We start from the raw sequence: 23,189 nt of genomic DNA, 5'->3' as shown, positions 1-23,189 counted from the left end.
CTTATTTCCCCATGAGTTTTAGATCCTGCAATCTTCTCCCAAACTCATCGTCGGCTGCCAACTTCAGCATGTCGTTCTGAAGCCCCAATACCCTCAAAACATTAAAATAGGAACCCATGGCAACTCCTGGGTTTCCTTTTTCAATTTGATATAAGGTGGAACGATCTATACCAGCCCGCTCCGCAACCTGGGTGGCTGTAAGACTACGTCGTTTTCTGGCCAGTTTAATATTCTCGCCTACCTGTTCCATCATCTTTTGAAACTTTGGAAGGAGGTTTTGCTTTTTTGATTGCACTTTTGTTGGTTATTATCAACAAATATAGCAAGGTTGCTTAAAATATACTACACTTTGAGCGGACATTTTAAATCTATAGAGACGCGGACTTAGTAAGCAGGCATGACAAAAAAAATAATATTCACTTAATTATCAGCTTTTTAGCAGTGAAGTATGACCTCTTTTACTGCTATCTCATCAAAAGAAGGAAACTCTTCTATGCCATCTGTTTGGTGAAAGGTGCAGGAGAAGTTTGTTACTCCGTTTTCTTTAGCAAAATGTATCTGATCAGCTATATTGGTGGGCTGCAAAGTAAGCCAGGGCGCCATTGGGGGATCTAGTATATCGTAGGTCAATGATAATGTTTTGAATGTTGCCTCAAATATCATCATTTTACTGATATAGTAAGGAATCCAAAGCCTGAGCGATAGGAGAGATCAATAGGGGGCCCGGCTTATTGTTGTTCCTGCTGCACCTCAAACCCGAATCGTATAGCCGCTTCAAGTACATCCATATTAATATCTTTCAGCGCTTTGAACTTAATGCAATACCCGGTTACAGTGGCTTTGCCTATTTTTTTCCCATAGGTGTTGGCTAAGTAAGCCTTATCACTGATGCCAAGGATGTAGACCGAGATGCCGGTGGTGTTTGCACTGAGACCAATCTGATAAAACTCCCTGGTCTTTCCATCAGCATATTTCATGGTATGATGTCCATATCCGATGTTGGGATTAGACACCGTTTTATTGTTGCTGTCTTTGCCATCCAGGAACCATAATTTACATCCTGGCCTTACCTCCAGTATACGGTGGTGCAAGGTTTGCATGTCACTGCGTTTGGGTTCAGGTTGGCTGGCTATATACTTTTTGATTTGTTCCTGTATGTCCATAAAAAGGTTGTTTCCCAAATGTACCGAGCCCTTACTGAATTCAAGGGGGAGAATGCGACTTCCTAAGGGGGTATAACGCCGATCTATGGGTAGTTAAAGTGATCTTTACCAGCCGCTGCTGTGGGGAGAGGGTTGGCAGGTTCGCTCTTCCTGCTTTCCCAAGCGAAATCTCCTTTGGCAGTGTCAGACTGATAGAGCAAATCTACAACTGCTTCCACTCCTGTTTTTCAAAAATGGGTCGGGCTTGTCCAAAAATTGGGATGAGTGACATATGTCCTGGGACGAACAGCCTTTTTTCCTCCAAAACACCGGGCGGGTAGGACAAAGAGAGGAAACGCCTGGGACGAACGGCATATGTCCTGGGATGAATTACACATTTTTCATGGTTTCTTCTCTTTGCCTCCCCGGATCCTCCTCAATGCCTTCTCTATGCCTCCTCGGGGCCCGAGAAAGCAAAGAGGACCCAAAGAGGAGGATGTTCGAATCTATCGAGTCACCATTGAGGAGAAACCCTGAAGATGTCGCTCAAAACCCCGCCTGTTACATCCCTTTTTCCATCAACAACACATTGAATTTATGACCGTCAGGATCAGCAAAGGCAAATCCATAATAATTGCTTTCATCTCGCTGCACATCCTTCAAAATAGTGCCGCCGGTGCTTTTAACTTTCGCTGCCCATTCTTTCACTTCCGCCTCCGTTTCTGCAGACAGCGTGAAAATTATTTCACTGTTAGTTGCTGAACCCGATGTTAAATATTCATCTATCTGTGTACCCTGTTCGAAGAAATGGATCACAAAACCATCATCACCAAAAAGAAAACTAGCCAGCTGTGGATAGTTGTTTTGCTTACTGGGACTAAACCCCAGTTGTGTATAGAATTCCTCGGTGCGCTTTGCGTTTTTTACACTGAAGTTGGCCCATATTTTTTTCGCTTTCATACATTTTAATTTAAAGTGGTTGTTCAATTATCATGCTAGCCTCGTATAATGGTTTGATGGAGTAGGGGAGCGTTTTTTTATTTCATTATTAAAACATATTTTCAAGTTAGTAATTTGCTGTCACACAAGTAAAACAAGTATACCATGGGTCCGCAAGAGAAAATATTACAGTGTTATAACACCGTAGCCGAAGATTATGCCACAGAGCGCTGGGACGAACTCTCCAGGAAACATATTGACCGGCTGTTGTTGACAGCATTTGCAACTGCCAATAAAGAAAACGGGCTATGCGCCGACTTTGGATGTGGCCCCGGACAAACAACCAGGTTCCTGTACGACAATGGCTTAAAAAATATCGTTGGTCTTGATCTGTCACCAGCCATGGTGAATGTTGCCCGCAGACTTTCTCCTGACATTAACTTTGAGACCGGCGACTTGTTGAATATCGCTTATCCCTCAGGGCATCTTGGAAGTGTACTGGCATTTTATGCGATCGTACATTTTACGCTTGACGAGGTGAGAAAATGTTTTGGTGAAATAAACAGGGTATTGAAAACAGGCGGAGATTTTTTATTCTCCTTTCATGTGGGTGATAAAATAGTTCATTTTGACAAAGCCCGCGACAAAGAAGTTGATATTGACCTGTTCTTCTTTAAGACAGATGATATAGTTGCCTTACTTAATGAAACTGGTTTTGCGATCATTGATGTAATAGAGCGGCGTCCGCATGAAAACATGGAATACCCAACTACGAGAGGTTATATCTGGGCTGAGAAAAAATGATTAATAGGAAGGTTTACCCTTGCCCCATCTTCTCCATTTGTTTGATAGCTACCCATCCTTCCGGTGTGATGCCCATAATCTCGGTCACTACGCCCAGGGTTTGGTAAGTGTCGAAGAAAGCCATGCGTGCAATGGGATGATCCACCTCGCTGATCATCTCATACCCTTGTTCACGTAGCTCACTGATGATCCGGTCGAAACCGCTAATCGGTAAGCGGAAGGCCATATGCTGTGTGCCACCTGCAGGATATTTGGTTAGGTAATCATGGAACATGCTTTGGCCGGAAAGCGGTTGTACAAGCTCAATGAAGGTGCCGCCATTAAAGGTCTGTGTGGTGAGCCATTCGCCGGCTACGGCCTTGCCATAATAGGTCATATCCAGGTCCAGTGCCTGGACGTGTTGGGGTGGGGGGAAGCCTGCAATGCCCAGGGCATTCGACAGGAATTTTACAGCGGCGTGTATGTCCGGTACTACCCAGCCCACCTGTGCAAATTCGAGCCCGGCAATGGTGTTATTGATACTGCTCATGTTTGTTCGTTGTTAAGTTAGTGAGACAGTAAAGTTATAACAGGCGGGTTGTCTGCATCAGGGGCATTTTCGCCAATAAACAGGCGCTTTGCGACAATTGCAGGTGGGCAACCCAGCGGTATATTTCACCCCTACCTTGTCATTCCGACCGCAGGGAGGAATCCGCTATCGACGCAGAAAGATTTCTCACTGCGCTTCGCTCCGTTCGAAAGGACAAAAAAGAGGATCAATGACAAACCAGGATGAGCCGGTGCATCTTAAGCTGCTTATAGATTGATATTGTAAGAATGCTTATTCTCGCACATAACAAACGTGCTGTGGGTACTTCCGATGCTTTTCACGGACCCGAGTTTATTAAACACAAACTCCTGGTAGTGCTTCATATCTTTCGCCAGCACTTTCAACAGGAAGTCGAAGTCGCCGGATATATTATAGCATTCAACAACCTCTTCCAGCCGCATGATGTCGGATACAAACTGATGCCCGATGCTTTTATCGTGCTGCTTAAGTTTTATGTTGCAAAAAACGACCAGCCCATAGTTCAGCTTTTCGGCATCTATCAGCGCTATGTATTTCTTGATGTAGCCATCGGCTTCCAACCTTTTCACCCGCTCAAAGACCGGGGATGGCGAGAGGTTTATTCTTGCAGCCAGCTCTTTCATGGTCACATTAGAGTCCTGGCTCAATAGCTTTAGTATTTGTCGATCAATCTTGTCCAGAGTTTCTGCCATAGAATAATTTGCTGGTTAGAGACTTATTTTGATGGAATGACGGTTGAATATTTGGTAAAAATAGATAAATAAAGTGTTTTATACTGAACTTTTGACGGTATGGTAGTGGATTGATCTAAAATAATACATTTGTTCCGAATTTAATGCTGCTGTTGAAGCGCTTCAACGCCGCTCTTTGTCCATTGCACTTTGCCTTTCACTTTAATTAAATCTAAAAAAATGCTAACTCAAAATTTGGGCTACCCGCGCATTGGCGGCCAAAGAGAACTCAAAAAAGCATGTGAACAGTACTGGGCGGGCAAGATCGACCTGAACGAACTGCAACAGGTTGCCCGTAACATCAAAGAGAACAACTGGCAAACCCAACTGAAGGCCGGTATTGATCTTATTCCCTGCAACGATTTTAGTTTTTATGACCAGACGCTCGATACCAGCCTGCTGCTGGGTGTTATTCCACCACGCTACAAGCCGGTGTCTGCTATTGCGGCCAACAGCGAGATCGATCTCTATTTTGCGATGGCCCGCGGTTATCAAAAAGAAGGGCTGGATATTACGGCCATGGAGATGACCAAATGGCTCGATACCAACTATCACTACCTCGTACCTGAGTTTACGGCCAACCAGGAGTTTACCATATTTAATGAAAATATTTTCAACGAATACGCCAGTGCCAAACAATTGCTCGGGCAGAAAGCCAAACCTGTACTGATAGGGCCTGTAAGTTATCTTTTGCTGGGCAAAGAAAAAGAGCAGGGTTTTGAGCGGGTGGACCTGATCAAAAAACTGGTACCAGTCTATGTACAGATCATCAACCGCCTGCAACAACAAGGCGCCGAATGGATCCAGTTGGATGAGCCTTGCCTGGCGCTGGACCTGTCGAAAAAAGATAAAGAAGCGTTTGAATTTGCCTATCGTAGCATAGCTGAAAGTGTGAGCGGTGTTAAACTTTTGGTGGCCACTTACTTCGATGCTTTACTGGATAATACACAACTGGCGGTAAGCCTTCCGGTTGCCGCTTTGCATATCGACCTGGTTCGTACAACTGAACAATTGGACGAAGTACTGGCGCTGATGCCGGAGCGTCTGCAGCTTTCACTCGGTGTGGTGGATGGGCGTAATGTATGGAAAAATGATTATGAGAAGTCCCTTGGGTTCATTAATAAGGCAGTTAGGAAATTAGGCGCTGGCCGTGTGCTCATTGCCCCATCCTGCTCACTCCTGCATAGTCCTATTGACCTCGACCTGGAGACATCCATCGATCCGGAGATCAGGGACTGGATGGCTTTTGCCAAACAAAAATTGAACGAGGTAAGCGAGTTGAAGCAGATCATGGAAGGCAATGATGCTTTGCTGCAAGCCAATAAAAAGGCAATCGCCAGCCGGCGTTCTTCACAGAAAGTACACAAACAAGTGGTGAAAGACCGTGTGGCGGCCATTACGGAAGCTGATGGTAAACGCATAAGTGCATTTCCCGTACGTCAGCAATTGCACCACCAGCGGTTTGGTTTGCCTTCATTTCCGACCACTACCATTGGTTCATTTCCCCAGACGGATGATATACGGCAGTTGCGGGCAAAACTTAAGAAAGGCGATCTGACTGTTGAGCAGTACGATGCAGCCATCGAACAAGCTACTATCGACGCCATCCGCTGGCAGGAACAACTTGGCCTCGATGTGCTGGTACATGGTGAATTTGAGCGCAATGACATGGTAGAGTATTTCGGGGAACAACTGGATGGTTTCCTGTTTACTAAAAATGGCTGGGTGCAGAGCTATGGCAGCCGTTGTGTAAAGCCCCCGGTTATTTATGGCGATGTAAGCCGTCCGAAGGATATGACCGTTCGCTGGAGCAAATTTGCGGCTTCACAAACCAACAAGCCGATGAAAGGCATGCTGACAGGCCCGGTAACCATTCTCCAATGGTCATTTGTGCGTGATGATCAGTCCCGCGATATCACCACCTACCAGATCGCGCTGGCTATCCGTGATGAAGTGGTGGCCCTGGAGAAGGCCGGCATTGGTATTATCCAGATCGATGAGGCGGCTATCCGGGAAGGGTTGCCTTTGCGGAAAGCAAAGCGCCCGCATTACCTGGATTGGGCGGTGAACGCTTTCCGTGTTACGGCCAGTGGGGTAGCCGACCAAACGCAGATCCATACGCACATGTGTTATAGCGAATTCAATGATATCATCGAGCACATTGCTGCCATGGATGCAGATGTGATCACGATAGAGACGTCCCGTTCCCAAATGGAGTTGTTACAGGCCTTTGCCCATTTTGAATATCCGAATGAGATAGGGCCAGGGGTGTACGATATTCACTCTCCACGTGTACCTGGTACGGAAGAGATGGCTTCGCTGTTGGCGAAAGCGGCCGACCTGCTGCCTGCCCGTAACTTATGGGTAAATCCGGACTGTGGTCTCAAGACACGCAAGTGGCCTGAAACGAAAGCAGCGCTGGAGAACATGGTGGCGGCTGCCAGGCAGGCCCGCGAACTGATCAGTGTAGAAAGTATTGCATAAATAATATATAACTGCGGGCAAATTGGCCCGCAGTTATTCTTTTGTATTATCTTAACGCCATGTTTTTAAATAAGATCAGAACCGGCGAGTCCGGCATTGTAACGTACGGCATTACACCGCCCAAGAAAACTGAGACCGATCCCTTGCGGATGGCAGAAATTGCTGAAAGGACAATTGCGCGTATCCTGCCGCTGGATATCGACGCGCTCGTCGTATATGATGTGCAGGATGAATCGGCCCGTACTCCGGTAGAAAGGCCCTTCCCGTTCATGAATGCGCACGACCCTTTTGAGTTTGCCAGCACCTACCTGCAGGATCTGCGTATTCCCAAGATCATTTACCGCCCTGCCGGAAAATTTACCAGGGACGAGCTATCGGAATGGCTGGATGACCTTCATAAACACCAGTTTTATCCGGTGTTTGTGGGCGTACCAGCTCCTGATTTTGCAGTAAAAACCAGTTTGACGGAGGCTTACGAACTCTGGAGTAAAAATAAACGCACTTCTGTTATTGGAGCGGTAACCATTCCGGAGCGTCATGCTGTGCTGAAAGATGAGGACAAACGGATCCTGGACAAAGCAGCTTGCGGTGTATCCTATTTCATTTCCCAATGCGTGTTTAACGTCGATTACGCAAAGAAAATGATAGAAGACCTGGCGCACACCTGTAAAGCGCAAAATGCCCCAACGCCCACCATCATATTTACCCTGGCCGCCTGTGGTTCCGTCAAGACCATGCAGTTTATGGACTGGTTGGGTATCCACCTGCCGGAGAGCATGCAGGAGGAATTGACCAAAGCCGAAAATATGCTGGACAGGTCCGTAGGTATTTGCCTGGAGATCGCTGCAGAAATGATCACTTACTGTTCCGAGCGATCCATCCCATTTGGTTTCAATATCGAAAGCGTTGCCATCAATAAAAAAGAGATCGAAGCGTCGATCTATATGGTAAACCGCGTGGGTGAAATGCTGGAGAACAAGGGGATCCGGAAAAGGAGTGTTTTGCCTGTACCATAACAAATCAATACCTGCCATGACCCGGATCACTGGTTTTAACAGCCGGGTTGTGGAAGTTTGTCGCACATGATGACCATATACAAAGAGTTTACTTTTGATGCAGCCCATTTTCTGGCCAATGTGCCGGAAGGACACAAGTGCAAACAGCTACATGGGCATACCTACTTCCTGAAGGTATATGTTTCCGGAGAGCCCGAATTGCCTGAACAATGGGTAATGGACTACAGCGACTTAAAAGCGATCGTTAAACCGGTTATTGATCAGCTCGATCACAAATTCCTCAACGATGTCCAGGGCCTTGAAAACCCCACTGCCGAAGTGGTAACAAGGTGGATATGGCAGAAAATAAAACCCACGCTTCCGAAGCTGAAACGCATTGAACTAAAAGAAACCCCCACTTCCGGCGTCATTTACGAGGAGTAACCCGATATGTCTGTCACGGACAATAGAAAAAGCCCTGTGAGCAAAACTTACAGGACTTTTTTGAATTGAACTATACGAAAGTGCGCCGTTGTATATGGCGCCAGTTAGTGGCTAAATATTCTTAGAGTTTAAACGAAACACTCCCGATAAAATTGGCTGGCTTTTGTGGCGTGCCGTTGTTGTTCCAGTAACGTTCGTTGGAGAGGTTATTGCCTTTCAGCGATATCCTGAATTTCGGAGCATCATAAAAGACTGTTCCACTTACCAGGGTATATTCCGGAACTTTAAACGAGTTGGCCGCATCAAACCAGGAAGCGCCTACATAGTTCACACCAGCGCCCACTCCCAGGCCTTTTATTTTTCCTTCCGGAAAGCTGTAGCTTACCCAGATATTGCCGATATGATTGGGGCTGAAGGTCACATTTTTCCCTTTCAGGCTAACTGCCGCTTTGGTATATTCATTTTCATTATAGCCATATCCTGCGATAATGCTCATGCCTTTCAGGGGACTGGCAATTACCTCTGCTTCTATACCCCTGCTGCGCTGGGTACCATCCTGGAAAGTAAAGTTCTGCCCATTGACTGCTTCTGTTCTCGTGGAATTGGTAACATCGATATTGTAGAAGCTGATGCTGCCATTCAACCTGGTATTGAAGAGATCAAATTTAACCCCACCTTCCCATTGATTGCCATATTGCGGTTTCAGTACAAGGATCGTATTGTCGGGTTGGGTAATAGGGGCGAGGTTGACAAACCCATTCATGTAATTACCAAAAAGGGAAAGGTTGTTCCGTATGAGCTGATATACCAGGCCGAACTTCGGTGATACCGAGGTTTGCTCGTAAGCGCCGGTATATACACCCGTTGCAGGATTGAGGGTGCCTTTCGTAGAAAACCGGTCAATGCGCACACTCAGCATGGCCATTAATTCCGGTGTGATATTGACCACATCTGAAGCATAGATGCTGGCATTTTTGGCCACTGTGGTGGTGGTGCTAAAGCCACGTAGTGCAGATGCGGCTTCCAAGGCAGGCAAACTCATATCCCTGATGGGGCGGCGGATATTGATGGTATCAAAATTGACGGTGGCCCGGTAGAGTTCATTGTAGTTATAGTTATAATCAATGCCCGCAACAAGCCTGTTACGTACACCGCCGATCTTGAAATCGCCAATAAAGTTTTGCTGCACTTCTATATTGCCAAAGGTTTCCGGTGTCTGGTTCCTTGTTACCCGCGCATACATGGAATCATTGATCATGTTCAACGCTGTCCAGTAAAGGTGCTTGTAGAAACCAACAGAATAGAGGTAGTTGGTTTGTGATTTCCATTGATCGGAGATCTTGTATTCCATCTGCGCCTGGATATTGTTGATGCCGTTCCTTACATCAATGCTGTTATTGATATAGGCTTTGTTATAATCCAGCGGGAGGTCTTTAAAGTTGCGGGCGCTGATATTGGCCAGGTTACCAAGGGCAAAGGATACTACCGTGTAATTGCCACGGGTGGCCTCCATATCCAGGATAAACTTCAACCGGTCGTTGACCTGGTAAGAAAAGGTGGGCGCAAATGTATAATTCTTATTGAAACCCTGATCCTGGAAGCTGCCTTCCGATTGGGCGGCTGCATTTAAACGGATGAGCATCGTCTTTTCCTTATTGATCGGCGTATTGATATCCGCTGTTACCCGGCTGAATTCATAGCTGCCTGCGGCAAAACTGATCTCCCCGCCAAATTTTTCATAAGGACGTTTGGTTACATAATTGTACACACCGCCGAAAGTCACATTGCGGTTGCTGCCAAACAGCGTGCCGGATGGGCCTTTGATGGATTCCACCCTTTCCAGGATGACGGGATTGAGGGGTACGATCGCGCTTGTGGCCATGCCATTCCGCATGCCGATGGTGGTGGAGAATCCGCGCATGCTTAAACCCATGGAGCCCCCGGCCGAAAAATTGGGTACGGAACCCGGTATGTTGCGGTACAGATCCGTACGTTCAATGATCACCTGTTCCTGCATCAAGGCACGGCCTACCACATTATATACCTGGGGATTTTCGAGGTTGCGCAGCGGCATACGGGCCACGTATTCGCTGGATTTGAAGACAAACTTGCTTTTGGAATTGGTAACTGTTACTTCCTGCAGCTGATTGTTGGAAATAGTGATCTGCAGTTCTACTGTCACCGTCTTATTTTCTTCGACCACCACTTGCTGGTGAAGGGGCTCATAACCGATAAGGGTTACTTCCAGTTCCTGTGTACCTGCCGGCACTTTTGAAATGCTGAAAGATCCTGCTTCATCGCTGACCACACTGCGGCCGGTTCCGATCACCACAACAGATACAAAAGCTGCAGGCTGCTTGTCGCTGGTCAATACCCGCCCTTTGATGGTGCCTGTAGGAGCTTCATTACCCAGCGCCAGTGATACAAATGAAAAAATAAATAATACCAGGTACAGGATTTTCTTCATAACAGTTCGTAAAATTTGGCGCGAAATTGAGCGATCGTATCTATCAAAGAGCTAGCGATCAGGAAAATCTATTTACTATTTTGGAAAACTATGGCAGCGTTTCTGTTGTGATATTTGGTGGATTCACGAAATATCAAAAGCCTTTTTGTGAATAATCACAAAACGATTTTCAGCGGCCTGTTCATTTCACAATTGCGTAATTTTAGCCCGTGTATAGTTTTTCCCCTTTGTAAAATAACGCAGTGATGGACCGGCGCCTGTATCTTTTGATCGTTTTACTGACCTTCCATTTTATGGCCATTGCCAGGCAAACCGGTGATGCCAAACCTGCTGTATCCAAAGGGAAAACGGCCTTACTGGCGCGCCTGGCGCTTACAAAGCCTGATACGGGGAGGGTAAATGCATTGTTTGCCCTGGCTGATCTTCATTGGCGCAAGGAATACAGCCTCGACAGTATCATCAGTTATTGCAGCCGCGCTATGACCCTGGCCAAACAATTGAAGTATGAGGAGGGATTAAATGAGAGTGCCAACCTGCTGTGCATTGCCTATACCAAGCAAAAAGAGTTCGATAAGGCCAGAAGCCTGTTGTCCCAGGTCAGCAAAGAGCAGCAGGCCCGTTTACTGCTTCGTATTGGTGAAGAGTTCCTGTTCCAGCCAAACCTGAAAAAGCCAATCCTCGACACCGCTTTCCGGTATTTTAACCAGGCCCTGCAACTGGCCCAGTCGATCGGATCTGTTACCTGGAAACACGAAAGCCTGATTGCCCTGGGCAAGTATTACTATGCATCCGGTCAATTGCAAAAGGGGAAAGAATCCTTTCTGGTGATCATCCGTGACCTGCAGCAAGCCAGGGATGTGGTACAGGAAGCGCATATCTGGAACGAAATGGGCAAATACATGCCAGATACTGATAGTTCCTTCCAGGACCAGCTGTGGGCTCACAACAATTCGCTGCGCTTGTACCACCAGTTGAAAGATACGGGCAACCTCTATTCCGTGATGGAAGATATTGCAGCCGTTAATATGTTCCACTCCCGGTTCGACACGGCCAGAGCGCAATTCCTGCAGGCTATGCAATGGCGCAAAGAAATAGGGAGAACCAATATGCTTAGCTGCACCCGGGCACTTGGCTGGATCGCCTATGCCACCGGCAATCTTGAAGAAGCGCTCCAATGGGCGCTGGCTACCGAAAAGAACCTGCAGGAGCTGGAAAAGCGTGCTGTTTCCTCTGACCAGGCGCTCCTGGGCCTTATCTATGCGGAAGATGGGCAATACGAAAAGGCTTTGTCTTATCTTCTTGATGCCAAGAGCGGTCATGCCTACTTTCGTTTCCTCATCCCCCGGAAGGTAACAGAGCAATACATCCGGTTGGGGCAGCCGGAAAAAGCACTGGCCTGGCTGAAAGAATTTGAAGCCAAAGATCCGCCTGAGAACCCCAATCACCAGGAGTCTATTGCTGCGGCAAAAGGCGATATCTATGCTGCGCTCAACAAGCCTGCCCTGGCCGGGCAATACTACCGGGAAATGATTGCACTGGACGGGAAAGCGCAGCAATTCAAAGCCCGGGAAATATACGGGATGCCATTCGATGTATCCGGTCCGGAAGCCTATTATAAAATGGCCCGCTACTATGTGGAGCAACGGCAGTATGCAGAAGCCGCACCCTACCTGGCCACCGCTGCCAGGTTCAAGGCGTTTTCCGGCTACCAGTATTATCCGGCCACCTTGCGTCGGGATATGCGTCAGTTGCAGTATAAGGTAGACTCCGCCGCCGGTAATTACCAGGCAGCGCTGGAGCATCATCTCCAGTATACCCTTCTCAATGACTCCATTTCCAATGCTGTTAAGATCCGTCAATTCCATCAGCTGCAGGTGCAGAACGAAACGGAGAAAAAGGAATTGGTCATCAGTCAAAAGGATACATTGATAAGATCAATGCAACAAACAGCTCACCTGCGGCAGGCCAACCTGCGACAGGCCAACCTTATTCGCAATATCAGCATCATTGCTACGCTTATACTGCTGGTACTCGGGGCCCTGTTGTACAGGCAGAACCGGCAAAAACAACGTGCCAGTCAATTGGTCACCATACAGAATATACAATTGCAGCACCTGTTGAAGGAAAAAGAGTGGCTGCTGAAGGAAGTGCATCACCGCGTGAAGAATAACCTGCATACCATCATCAGCTTGCTGGAATCGCAGGCCGTATTCCTGGAGAATGATGCGCTCAAAGCCATCGAGAGCAGTCAGCACAGGATCTATGCCATGTCGCTGATACACCAGAAACTTTACCAGGTCGACAATGTCAAGACCATTGAAATGAGCCAGTACCTGCCTGAGTTCATCCAGTACCTCAAACAAAGTTTTGGGAATACGAACAAGATCGTTTTTCAGACGGAGATCGAACCCATGTCGCTGGATGTGGCAGTCGCTATCCCCGTGGCGCTTATTCTCAACGAAGCAGTGACCAATTCCATTAAATATGCCTTTCCGGGTAATCGTAAAGGCACCATACGGGTGGCCATGTACCACGAAGCAGGAGAAACCGTATTGGAGATTGCCGACGATGGCATTGGCATTGATGAGAACATTAAAGACCAAACCCTTAATTCACTGGGCGTAGAGTTGATGAAGGGATTGAGTGAAGACATTAACGGACGGATCGAATTTGCCAGCACTGCCGGTACAAAGATTACCGTCAGGTTTTCGGCCGATCCTCTTTTCTATCCTACTTTACAGCCTGAAAAAGAAATGGAGGTACCAGTATGAGCATCAGGATATTGATCGTGGAAGATCAGTTTATCGAAGCCAATAACTTAAAACATAACCTGCTGGGAGCCGGTTATGAAGTGTGTTCTATTGGACGGTCCGTGCCCATCGCGCTCACCATTATTGAAAAGGAAAAACCTGATCTCGTACTGCTTGACATTTTCTTGCAGGGGCCGCTGACCGGCATCGACCTTGCCAGGACACTGGAGAAAAAGAATATCCCCTTCGTATATCTTTCGGCCAATTCCAATAAAGATGTGCTCGATGCTGCCAAAAGCACCAGGCCCTATGGTTTCCTGGTGAAGCCATTCCGGAAAAGCGATGTATTGGTTATGCTGGATGTGGCGTGGTACCTGCACCAGGAAAAACTGGTGAGCAAGGCTGCAGAAAAAGCCGCGGAGAAACCAGCACCCAGCCCGCAGACCGATGAGGCCATTGGCGGCATCATTGGTGGAGGAGCTGCTCACCAGGAGTTGTTGAAGAGCATCAGGATCGTGGCCCCTTCCAATACATCTGTGCTCATCGTAGGTGAAAATGGTACGGGTAAGGAGCGTGTGGCGCAGGCCATTCACCAGTCCTCGCCGCGCGCTAAGGAGCCATTTGTGATCGTGAATTGTGGGGCCTTGCCTGCCAACCTCATTGAGTCGGAATTATTTGGTCATGAAAAAGGTGCTTTCACGGGGGCTCTTCAAAAACGTATCGGCAAATTTGAGCAGGCCGACGGCGGCACTATTTTCCTGGATGAAATAGGGGAGTTGCCTCCGGATGCACAGGTAAAGTTCTTACGTGTGCTCCAGGAAAGGGAAATAGAAAGCATTGGCGGCCGGGTCAAAAAGGTCAATGTACGAATCATTGCCGCTACCAACCGTGATCTTGAACAGGAGGTGGCGGTCAGTCGTTTCCGGGTAGATCTTTACTACCGCCTCAATGTATTCCCTTTGCGCCTGTTGCCTTTACGCGAACGGAAAGATGATATAGAGCCGCTGGCCCGGCATTTTTTGAAGATCCATGCCCGCCAGGCAGGAAAAACGATCAACAGCTTTTCTAAAGGGGCCATTCAAACATTGCTGCAGTATAGCTGGCCGGGCAACGTGCGCGAATTGCAGAACATTGTGGAGCGCACGGTATTGTTGACAGACGGACCGGAGATTGATCAAATTTCGCTGTCAGTGGAGTCTCGTCGCCCTGCCGACAACGTCACGGCCGACGCAAGGCGGATCAAGACAATGGAAGAGAACGAACGGGACCACATCATTGCCGTTCTCGAAAAATGCAACTGGAAAATCTCTGGTAAAGGCGGGGCTGCTGAACTGCTCGATATCAATGCCAACACCCTCACGTCGCGGATGAAAAAACTGGGCATAGAAAAGAGTATCAGCGTCCGTAGAAACGATGAATAGTGCCCACACAATGGTTCCTGGTAATCACGAAACTTACATAAAGAGAGGCCTCCATTATCGGAGGCCTGCTCTTTTACTATTCGCCTATGTTTAGTATCAAACTCAATCAAACCTGTCCAGGTTCATCACTTTATTCCAGGCTGCTACAAAGTCCTTCACAAATTTGCCTTGTGCATCTGAAACTGCATACACTTCGGCAATAGCTCTGAGTTCGGCATTGGAACCAAACACCAGGTCTGCCCGGGTAGCGGTCCATTTAGGTTGACCAGTGGCACGGTCACTGCCTAAATAAAGCTCTCTGTCTTCAGAAGTGGCTTTCCAGGCAGTATTCATATCGAGCAGGTTGACGAAGAAGTCATTGGTGAGTTGCCCCGGGCGTTGGGTGAAGACGCCTTGTTTGGAGCCATCGAAATTGGTATCCAATACACGCATACCACCTACCAATACCGTTAGCTCAGGCCCGGTGAGTGTGAGCAATTGCGCTTTATCGATCAGTAATTCTTCGGTAGAAACCTGGAGTTTTGTCAGTCGGTAGTTGCGGAAACCATCAGCAAGCGGTTGCAGGTGGCCAATTGATTCTACATCTGTTTGCGCCTGCGAAGCATCCATGCGGCCCGGTTTAAATGGAACAGTGATCGCTTGTCCGGCATCTTTCGCTGCTTTTTCTACGCCTGCGCCGCCGGCTAATACGATCAGGTCGGCCAGCGAAACTTTCTTGCCGCCAGACTGGGCACTGTTAAACTCCTTTTGAATGCCTTCCAGTTTTCCCAACACCTTCTGCAATTGTGCGGGATTGTTTACCGGCCAGTCTTTTTGAGGAGCCAGGCGAATGCGGGCACCATTGGCGCCACCGCGCTTGTCGGAACCACGGAAGGTGGAAGCCGACGCCCAGGCTGTGGACACCAGTTCAGCTACACTAAGCCCGGATGCCAGTACTTTAGCCTTTAAGGCTGTAATATCATTTTCATCTATCAAAGGATGATCCACCGCGGGAATCGGGTCCTGCCAAATGAGTTCTTCTGCCGGCACATCAGGACCCAGGTAACGGGCACGCGGACCCATATCACGGTGCGTTAATTTAAACCAGGCCCGGGCAAAGGCATCTGCAAAAGCAGCAGGATTTTCCAGGAAGCGCCTGGATATTTTTTCATATGCGGGATCAAATCTTAAGGAAAGGTCGGTGGTGAGCATGGTGGGTAAATGCTTTTTAGAAGCATCATACGCATCCGGAATAATGCTTTCTGCATTTTTAGCTACCCATTGGTGAGCGCCAGCCGGACTCTTTGTAAGTTCCCATTCAAAGGCAAACAGGTTTTCGAAGAAGTTGTTGCTCCATTTGGTGGGGGTAGTGGTCCAGGTAACCTCCAGTCCGCTGGTAATGGTATCGGCTCCTTTACCGGAACCATAACTATTGCTCCAGCCCAGGCCTTGCTGCTCAATGCCGGCAGCTTCTGGTTCTTTGCCTACATGCGTAGCGGGAGCAGCGCCATGGGTTTTGCCAAAGCTGTGTCCGCCTGCTATCAGGGCTACTGTTTCTTCATCATTCATGGCCATGCGGCCAAAAGTATCACGGATGTCTTTAGCGGCAGCAATGGGGTCAGGATTGCCATCCGGCCCTTCCGGGTTTACGTAGATCAATCCCATCTGCACAGCTGCCAGTGGTCTTTCCAGGTTGCGGGAGTGGATCTTGCCATCTGCATCATCATCTGATACCAATACGCCATGACCTTCTACCACGCCATGTGATCCATGTGCATAACGCAGATCACCACCCAGCCACTTGGTTTCGGAACCCCAATACACATCTTCATCGGGCTCCCATACATCGGCACGGCCACCGGCAAAACCAAATGTTTTAAAGCCCATTGATTCCAACGCTACATTACCGGTAAGGATGAGCAGATCGGCCCAGGATATTTTGTTGCCATATTTTTGTTTGATGGGCCACAGCAGCCTGCGGGCTTTATCGAGGCTTACATTATCGGGCCAGCTATTGAGGGGGGCAAATCGTTGTTGTCCGGAGCCTGCACCACCACGGCCATCATCTACCCGGTAGGTGCCTGCACTATGCCATGCCATACGGATGAACAAGGGACCATAATGGCCAAAGTCTGCAGGCCACCAGTCCTGTGAATCCGTCATGAGTGCATGAAGGTCTTTTTTCACCGCTTCCAGGTCGAGGCTTTTAAAGGCTGCCGCATAGTCAAAATCTTCTCCCATGGGGTTTGATTTCGACGAATGCTGGCGGAGAATATTCAATTTTAACTGATTGGGCCACCAGTCACGATTCCTGGTGCCGCCACCGCCAACGTGCTGCTTCAGACTGCCATTGTGGAATGGGCATTTACTGATGTCGTTAGATCCTTTTTCCATTTGTGTAAGTTTATGGTATTGATAAACAATTGCTTGAGCTTAGCTGATCAGGGGCCATAAAATTAGGGTTTTGGGAATATAATCCCCATCAATTAATTCTATATTTCAATAGGCTAAATCTATTGGCTCATATCAGCTATAACAGGGTTGTCAGCAGGCCGGTCAGCAGTGGGGAATGAAGCTACAAGTTAATAAAAAAGAGCGCAGCTACCGTCTGCTGCAGCGGGGCATTCTGCCTTATCTTTACATTGAACGCTATACACCCCACATGAACAAGATAATATGTCTGCTATTATTGAGTATACCCGTTAGCATGTGCGCATGGAGCAGCCCCGCTACAGACACGATAGAAATTACTGCCAGGTCAAGGATGTTTGGCGTAATGCAGCAGGGAGATCCCAAAGACCGTATGAATTTCATACTCGACAATCCGGACGATATTAAGCATTTTATACCCCTGCTGACTGCAGGCGCCGAGGTAAATGCAAATCAGGGCAGGCTGTTATTGTTAAGGGCCTTTTATTTAATTACATTGGTTGACGATAATGAGCAACTGGCCACCTGGCAGGTAAACCTTGAAGACAATTATGTCTTATATAAAGGACGCGCCTATACATTTGATGCCAAACAGATCAGGCAGTTGGCAAAGGACAACCGCTTTAAGTACAAAGCCAAATTTGTCAGGTTCAGTTCAAAGGAAGAAGCCAATAGCTACCTGAAAAAGCAATTGCTTGACAGAAGCTTCATCGTTGCGGATATTCCCCCGGTTATCTATGATGGCAACTTCCAGGTGAGGGTAAGCCGCAATAACCTGCATCCTCATTCCCGCGCAGCCATCGACAGCCTGAAAAAGCGGTTGGAAAGGGTTACGCCACAAAATACATACATCATCAATTACGTGCTCAACCAATCGACCATGCGGGATAGGAACTATTATACATTCCTCGTGCGCTGCAACAAAGAAGTTTTTGAATCCTTCTCCGCAGCAGGCAATAAAGCCGGCAAATGGCGAAAAGAGCCTACAGAGACTGTTTTCTTTTACAGAACGCATTGAGTATGTAAGAAAGAAATTATCCAGTTCCTGTCAATCATCCATCACATTCACCATTTATACTTCCGCTCCGGTAATTAAGTCTACTGTTTTAGTGGGGTTTAATTTGTAGTATTATATTTGCAGCGCCAACAAGCCACAATAGGATAACTGCTATTTCATAACACCCCCTGAGATAGTTGCCCAACTTATATGTGCCGTTCACTTGTTGCTGCAATACAGACCAACGACCCTTTTTGACACTTACTAAAAAATACTGACTGGTTCGCACAGCGGGCTGTGCTGACATTGGTTTGCCCTTTATCGTCTTATCATGATGGTAAAGGGGATGACTATTCCATTTATTAATTAACAAGTATATGCTACAAAAACAAGGCTTGCTCGCACTGATCCTGCTATTCAGTACCGGGCTATTCGCTCAAACAAAACAAATACGCGGCGTGATCCTGGCCGCGGAAAACAAGCAGCCCCTCGAAGGCGCTACAGTCGCCCTCAAAAAATCCAACCGCTCAGTTATTACCAATGCGCAAGGTCGTTTCGAACTGGCATTGCCCGATGATAAAGGCGTGTTGACGATCTCATTTGTAGGAAGAGAAACATCCGAAGTGGAAGTAAAAGGTGGACAGACGGACATTACCATTCTATTGAAAACCGATAATAGTACACTGGAAGAAGTGGTAGCCGTAGCGTATACTACGGTAAAGCGATCGGGTTATCCGGGCGCTGTGGCCACCATTTCTGCTGATAAGGTCAACAACCGCCTCACTCCCAATATCACCAATGCACTCCAGGGCCTGGCGCCAGGTATACAAACCACCTCCGCCAATGGACAGCCCGGTAACGGTTCTACCATCCGCATCCGCGGCGTAGGAAGTATCAACGCTTCCAGCGCACCGTTGTTTGTGGTGGATGGCGCTCCTTACGATGGAGATATCAATGCACTCGATCCGGCAGATATTGCCACCATCAGTATCCTGAAAGACGCTACGGCGGCCAACCTCTACGGCTCACGGGCCGCCAATGGGGTGATCATCATCACCACCAAGCAGGGAAAGAAAGGGGCTGATGTGGCCATCAATGCCACCATCAATCAAGGATGGAGCAGTCGTGCGGTGAAAGATTATGATAAGCTCGGCACGGATCAATACTTTGAATTGTACTGGGAAGCGCTGCGCAATAAAGCGCTCACCAATGGACAAACAGCTGCACAGGCAGCCGCTACGGCCAGCGGCAGGGTAGTGACCGACCTGGGTATTAATCCTTACGGTCCTGGTTTTGCGCAGCCGGTGGGTCTGGATGGTAAGATCGTTCCAGGAGCCAAACCACTTTGGAATGACGACTGGGAAGATGCCATGCTGCAGAATGCCCAGTACACACAGGCACAGCTCAGCTTCTCAGGGGGCGGGGAAAAATCTACTTATTATATTGGTGGAGGATATACCAACAATGAAGGTGCTTACCTGGCTTCCGGTTTCAAACGGTACAATTTCAGAAGCAACCTGACGCTGCAGGCCAAGCCCTGGCTGAAAGTGGGCCTCAACCTCAATGGCGCCAGTACGTCGCAGGATTATCCCACTTCCTCCGATTCGAAGCAAACGAATGTGGTGCTGTTTGGCCGTACCATTCCCGGTTTCTATCCCATTTACCAACGCAACCCGGATGGCAGCTATAAGCTGGATGCGAATGGCCAGCAACAATTCGACTACGGCACTTACCGGCCCAACGCTGCACTGGCTCGTTATAACCTCATTGGCTCTTTGCCTCTAAACAAATCAAGAAATACCAATGAGAACCTGTCGGCCCGTACTTACCTCGAAGCGACGATCACGAAAGCATTAAAAATAAAGACCAGCTTCAACCTGGATTATACCAATAGTAATTCCTTGTATTATACCAACCCGACTGTTGGCGAAGATGCGGCCATTGGCGGCGCGGTAAGCAAAAGCAGTAACCGGTTCCTCGCTTATACCTGGAACAATATTGCTACCTATGATCTCGACGTGGAAGGCGGGCATCATATCAGCCTGTTGGCTGGTCAGGAATATTATAAACTGAACACCAGCGGACTGAGTGGAAGCCGGCAGAAATTTGCGCTGCCTGATCTCTATGAACCGGTAGCGGCCTCACAGCTCAACGATTTTACCGGCAATGCTGACAATTATGCCAAACTCAGCTTTTTCGGGCAAGGGCAATACAATTACCTGGGTAAATACTTCTTCACGGCCTCTGTTCGCCGTGATGGTTCATCCCGTTTCTCGCCCGATTCCCGCTGGGGTACTTTCTGGTCTACCGGCGCTTCCTGGCGTTTGTCGGAAGAAGATTTCCTGAAGTCAGTGGATTGGTTGAGCGCATTGACCTTAAAGGCCAGCTATGGCGCTTCGGGCAATGACAACCTTTCGGGATATTATAATTACCTCGCGCTGTACAGTATCAAGAACAACCTGGGCAATGGTGGGGTGATCACATCCCGCCTGCCTACACCCGGACTGAAGTGGGAAACCAACCTCAACCTGAACGTAGGTGTTGACTACGGTTTCCTGAAAAACCGTATCTATGGTAGCATCAACTATTACAGGAGGACCAGTAAAGACCTGCTCTATTCCAGGCCGCTGGCGGGTTCTACCGGTTTCACTTCCGTGAGCGCCAATATCGGGGAGCTGCGCAATTCAGGCGTAGAACTGGAACTGAATGTAGTGCCGGTTAGTAACCGTGACTGGAGATGGACAGTAGGCATTAACCTCGCACACAATAAGAACGAGATCACCTCCCTGCCGCAAAAAGAGATCATCAGTGGCACCAAGAAACTGATGGTAGGTACGTCGGTATATGATTTCTTCCTGCGCGAGTGGGCCGGTGTTGATCCTGCTACCGGCAATCCTATGTGGTATAAGACCGCAGCGGATGGCAAAAAGGAAACTACTACTACTTATTCACAGGGAACACAGTACTATGCGGGCTCTTCTCTGCCGGATGTAACGGGTGGCGTTACCAGCTCGCTCAGTTATAAGGAAGTGGAATTGTCTTTTGTGTTTGCTTACAGCATCGGCGGTAAAGTGCTGGATGCGGATTATATATCCATGCTTACGGGCGCTGTATCACCCGGCCGTAACTGGTCGACTGAGCTGCTCAACCGCTGGACTGCCGACAAACCGAATACCAACGTACCCCGTTTTACAACAGATGACCTGTCCTGGACTTCTACCTCCACTCGTTTCCTGTACGATGCTACCTATGCACGTCTGAAACAGGTATCCCTGGGTTATAATCTTCCGGCAAGCCTGTTGGCGAAGATCGGATTGAGGTCGGCCAAGGTATATGGACTGGGTGAAAACCTGCTGACCTTCTATGGTCATAAGGGTATGGACCCCGAGCAGTCTATTGATGGTACCACTTATTACCAGTATCCGCAAATGAAAACGATCTCTGTAGGGCTGCAGGTAGGTTTATAATGTTCACATCAAATTATCAATTTATGAAATCATACAGATCATATATATTCATCGCAGGGCTGGCAATCAGTTTATCAGCCTGCAACAAGCAATTAGACACATCCCCCTCCAATGCAGTTCCTGAAGAGATTGTATTGAAGACCGTTGCCAATCTGACCGCCTTGTCGGAAGGTACCTGGGCATCCATGATGGATGATTTTTACGGTGGTACCTTCGGTAATCCTGGTTATAAGACCATTTCGCTGGTGAGTGATGTAATGGGTAATGATGTAGCGCTGATCACCACCAAATACAGTTTTGCACCAGTGTACCGGTTCACGCAAATGAATGATAAAACACAAAGCCGTCTCAATGCGATCTGGAATCAGTTGTACAAGATCATCAACAACAACAATATCATCATAGCCAATGTGGACAAGGTGACCGGCGACGCTACGGCCAAAAAGGTATTGAAGGGGCAGGCGCTGGCGCTGCGGGCAAATACCTATCTTACCATTGCTTCGTTTTACCAGTTCTCTTACCTGAAGGATTCGCTGACCAAAACAGCGCCGATCTATACCACACCTACTGCTGATACTACACGCGGCAATCCCAAGGCTACTTTAAAAGAGATCTATGCCTTGATCCTTTCCGACCTGCTCGAAGCAAAAGGCGCATTGGAAGGTTATCAGCGAACGGCTAAATACAAGATCAATGCGGATGTAGTAAACGGACTGCTGGCACGCGCTTACCTGAATATGGGAAGATGGGTGCCCGCTGCAGAGGCTGCCGATGCTGCCCTGAAGAATTACCCGCTGATGCCACAGGCTGATTACAGCAAGGGATTCAATGATGTGAACAATTCGGAGTGGATATGGGGACACCCGGAGATTCCCAGTCAGAGTGATGGCAGCTATGCCTTGCACTTCCTCGATGTGTCTTCCGCTTCCTCTTATTACTACAGCTTCATGGCCGATCCATTCTTTGGCGACCTTTTTGAAGCAGGTGATATTCGTAAAACCCTTTTCTCCTGGGATGGTAATCCCGGACGCGAAGGCAACCTGCAATATAAAAAGTTCAAGTTCCGTGCCGACCAGACCGGTGACCTGGTGTTGATGAGAAGTGCCGAGGCGCTATTGATCAAAGCAGAAGGATATGCCCGTGACAACAATATCAATGATGGTGCGGCTGCGCTCAATACCTTACGTGCTGCCCGTGGAGCCACTGCTTTCAACACCGTGGGTGCTACCAAAGAACAGTTGATCGAAGCGATCCTGGTAGAGCGTCGTAAAGAATTGTGGGGAGAAGGTTTTGCACTGTCGGACATTATCCGCAATCAGCTACCTGTTGTACGCAAGCCTTATGTGGACGGCAGTGGGAACGACCGGAAGGTGACGATCACTACACCCGATGGCGTTGTTAAGCAAGTGCCGGCCAGGTATCATACCGCCTTGAAATTTGCCGATGGTACCGCCTTTGTTGCAAACAGTCCTTATTATATTTTCGCGATCCCGCAGGCCGAGGAACAAAACAATCCCAACCTGTTAAAATAGCTTCACTCCGCTCACTAAGCGGGTGTAAGTTTTCCGCTA

General features: G+C 48.1%; 17 protein-coding genes. 9 read left to right on the top strand and 8 right to left on the bottom strand.

Going from position 1 to position 23,189, the window contains the following annotated elements; translation table 11 throughout:
* Window position 1 precedes the first annotated feature (1 nt).
* From D3H65_RS10100 to D3H65_RS10090, 4 genes are all read right to left on the bottom strand, one after another.
* The gene (locus tag D3H65_RS10100) at window positions 2–295 is read right to left on the bottom strand and encodes a helix-turn-helix transcriptional regulator (protein WP_245999718.1); all 294 of its coding nucleotides are present in this window, start codon (window positions 293–295) and stop codon (window positions 2–4) included.
* A gap of 140 nt (window positions 296–435) precedes the next feature.
* Window positions 436–666 (bottom strand): hypothetical protein, encoded by a 231-nt coding sequence (locus D3H65_RS32890; RefSeq protein ID WP_162915531.1) that lies wholly within the window; start codon window positions 664–666, stop codon window positions 436–438.
* A gap of 62 nt (window positions 667–728) precedes the next feature.
* Complete coding sequence (locus D3H65_RS10095; protein ID WP_119050192.1) at window positions 729–1,163, bottom strand: DUF1801 domain-containing protein; 435 nt, start codon at window positions 1,161–1,163, stop codon at window positions 729–731.
* 540 nt (window positions 1,164–1,703) lie between these two features.
* On the bottom strand, window positions 1,704–2,102 hold the full coding sequence (locus D3H65_RS10090; RefSeq protein ID WP_119050191.1) for a VOC family protein: 399 nt from the start codon (window positions 2,100–2,102) through the stop codon (window positions 1,704–1,706).
* A gap of 144 nt (window positions 2,103–2,246) precedes the next feature.
* Here D3H65_RS10090 and D3H65_RS10085 point away from each other — a divergent pair, with 144 nt between their 5' ends.
* A complete protein-coding gene (locus tag D3H65_RS10085; RefSeq protein ID WP_119050190.1) occupies window positions 2,247–2,885 on the top strand; it encodes a class I SAM-dependent methyltransferase in 639 nt (212 codons plus the stop codon).
* A gap of 13 nt (window positions 2,886–2,898) precedes the next feature.
* On the opposite strand, the gene D3H65_RS10080 is transcribed toward D3H65_RS10085, so the two are convergent.
* Entirely contained in the window at window positions 2,899–3,414 is a 516-nt protein-coding gene (locus D3H65_RS10080) for a VOC family protein (RefSeq protein ID WP_119050189.1), read from the bottom strand.
* Window positions 3,415–3,680: 266 nt separating this feature from the next.
* Entirely contained in the window at window positions 3,681–4,145 is a 465-nt protein-coding gene (locus D3H65_RS10075; RefSeq protein ID WP_119050188.1) for an Lrp/AsnC family transcriptional regulator, read from the bottom strand.
* Window positions 4,146–4,364: 219 nt separating this feature from the next.
* Here D3H65_RS10075 and metE point away from each other — a divergent pair, with 219 nt between their 5' ends.
* The 3 genes from metE to queD all read left to right on the top strand — a co-directional run bounded on the left by metE (window position 4,365) and on the right by queD (window position 8,107).
* The gene (metE, locus tag D3H65_RS10070; protein WP_119050187.1) at window positions 4,365–6,668 is read left to right on the top strand and encodes a 5-methyltetrahydropteroyltriglutamate--homocysteine S-methyltransferase; all 2,304 of its coding nucleotides are present in this window, start codon (window positions 4,365–4,367) and stop codon (window positions 6,666–6,668) included.
* Between the two features lie 59 nt (window positions 6,669–6,727).
* A complete protein-coding gene (locus tag D3H65_RS10065; RefSeq protein ID WP_119050186.1) occupies window positions 6,728–7,684 on the top strand; it encodes a methylenetetrahydrofolate reductase in 957 nt (318 codons plus the stop codon).
* A 66-nt stretch (window positions 7,685–7,750) separates the two neighbouring features.
* The gene (gene queD / locus D3H65_RS10060; protein WP_211345658.1) at window positions 7,751–8,107 is read left to right on the top strand and encodes a 6-carboxytetrahydropterin synthase QueD; all 357 of its coding nucleotides are present in this window, start codon (window positions 7,751–7,753) and stop codon (window positions 8,105–8,107) included.
* A gap of 121 nt (window positions 8,108–8,228) precedes the next feature.
* Here queD and D3H65_RS10055 read toward each other — a convergent pair whose 3' ends face one another.
* Complete coding sequence (locus D3H65_RS10055) at window positions 8,229–10,574, bottom strand: TonB-dependent receptor (RefSeq protein WP_119050184.1); 2,346 nt, start codon at window positions 10,572–10,574, stop codon at window positions 8,229–8,231.
* A gap of 245 nt (window positions 10,575–10,819) precedes the next feature.
* Between D3H65_RS10055 and D3H65_RS10050 the strand changes: the two genes are divergently transcribed.
* The gene (locus D3H65_RS10050; protein WP_119050183.1) at window positions 10,820–13,345 is read left to right on the top strand and encodes a tetratricopeptide repeat-containing sensor histidine kinase; all 2,526 of its coding nucleotides are present in this window, start codon (window positions 10,820–10,822) and stop codon (window positions 13,343–13,345) included.
* Window positions 13,342–14,745, top strand: coding sequence for a sigma-54-dependent transcriptional regulator (locus tag D3H65_RS10045; RefSeq protein ID WP_119050182.1), 1,404 nt, complete (start codon window positions 13,342–13,344; stop codon window positions 14,743–14,745). Before D3H65_RS10050 ends, D3H65_RS10045 begins: the two co-directional genes overlap by 4 nt.
* A gap of 102 nt (window positions 14,746–14,847) precedes the next feature.
* On the opposite strand, the gene katG is transcribed toward D3H65_RS10045, so the two are convergent.
* Window positions 14,848–17,118, bottom strand: a complete 2,271-nt coding sequence (gene katG / locus D3H65_RS10040; protein ID WP_119050181.1) for a catalase/peroxidase HPI — start codon at window positions 17,116–17,118, stop codon at window positions 14,848–14,850.
* 268 nt (window positions 17,119–17,386) lie between these two features.
* Between katG and D3H65_RS10035 the strand changes: the two genes are divergently transcribed.
* The 3 genes from D3H65_RS10035 to D3H65_RS10020 all read left to right on the top strand — a co-directional run bounded on the left by D3H65_RS10035 (window position 17,387) and on the right by D3H65_RS10020 (window position 23,150).
* Window positions 17,387–18,172, top strand: coding sequence for a hypothetical protein (locus tag D3H65_RS10035; RefSeq protein WP_162915530.1), 786 nt, complete (start codon window positions 17,387–17,389; stop codon window positions 18,170–18,172).
* A gap of 356 nt (window positions 18,173–18,528) precedes the next feature.
* Window positions 18,529–21,618: a SusC/RagA family TonB-linked outer membrane protein gene (locus tag D3H65_RS10025; protein ID WP_119050178.1), complete on the top strand. Its 3,090-nt coding sequence runs from the start codon at window positions 18,529–18,531 to the stop codon at window positions 21,616–21,618.
* Between the two features lie 23 nt (window positions 21,619–21,641).
* Window positions 21,642–23,150, top strand: coding sequence for a RagB/SusD family nutrient uptake outer membrane protein (locus tag D3H65_RS10020; RefSeq protein ID WP_119054462.1), 1,509 nt, complete (start codon window positions 21,642–21,644; stop codon window positions 23,148–23,150).
* Window positions 23,151–23,189: the final 39 nt, after the last annotated feature.

The sequence above is a fragment of the Paraflavitalea soli genome, from assembly GCF_003555545.1.
Classification (GTDB): Bacteria; Bacteroidota; Bacteroidia; order Chitinophagales; family Chitinophagaceae; genus Paraflavitalea; species Paraflavitalea soli.
This window is presented reverse-complemented; position numbering and strand designations above follow the sequence as displayed.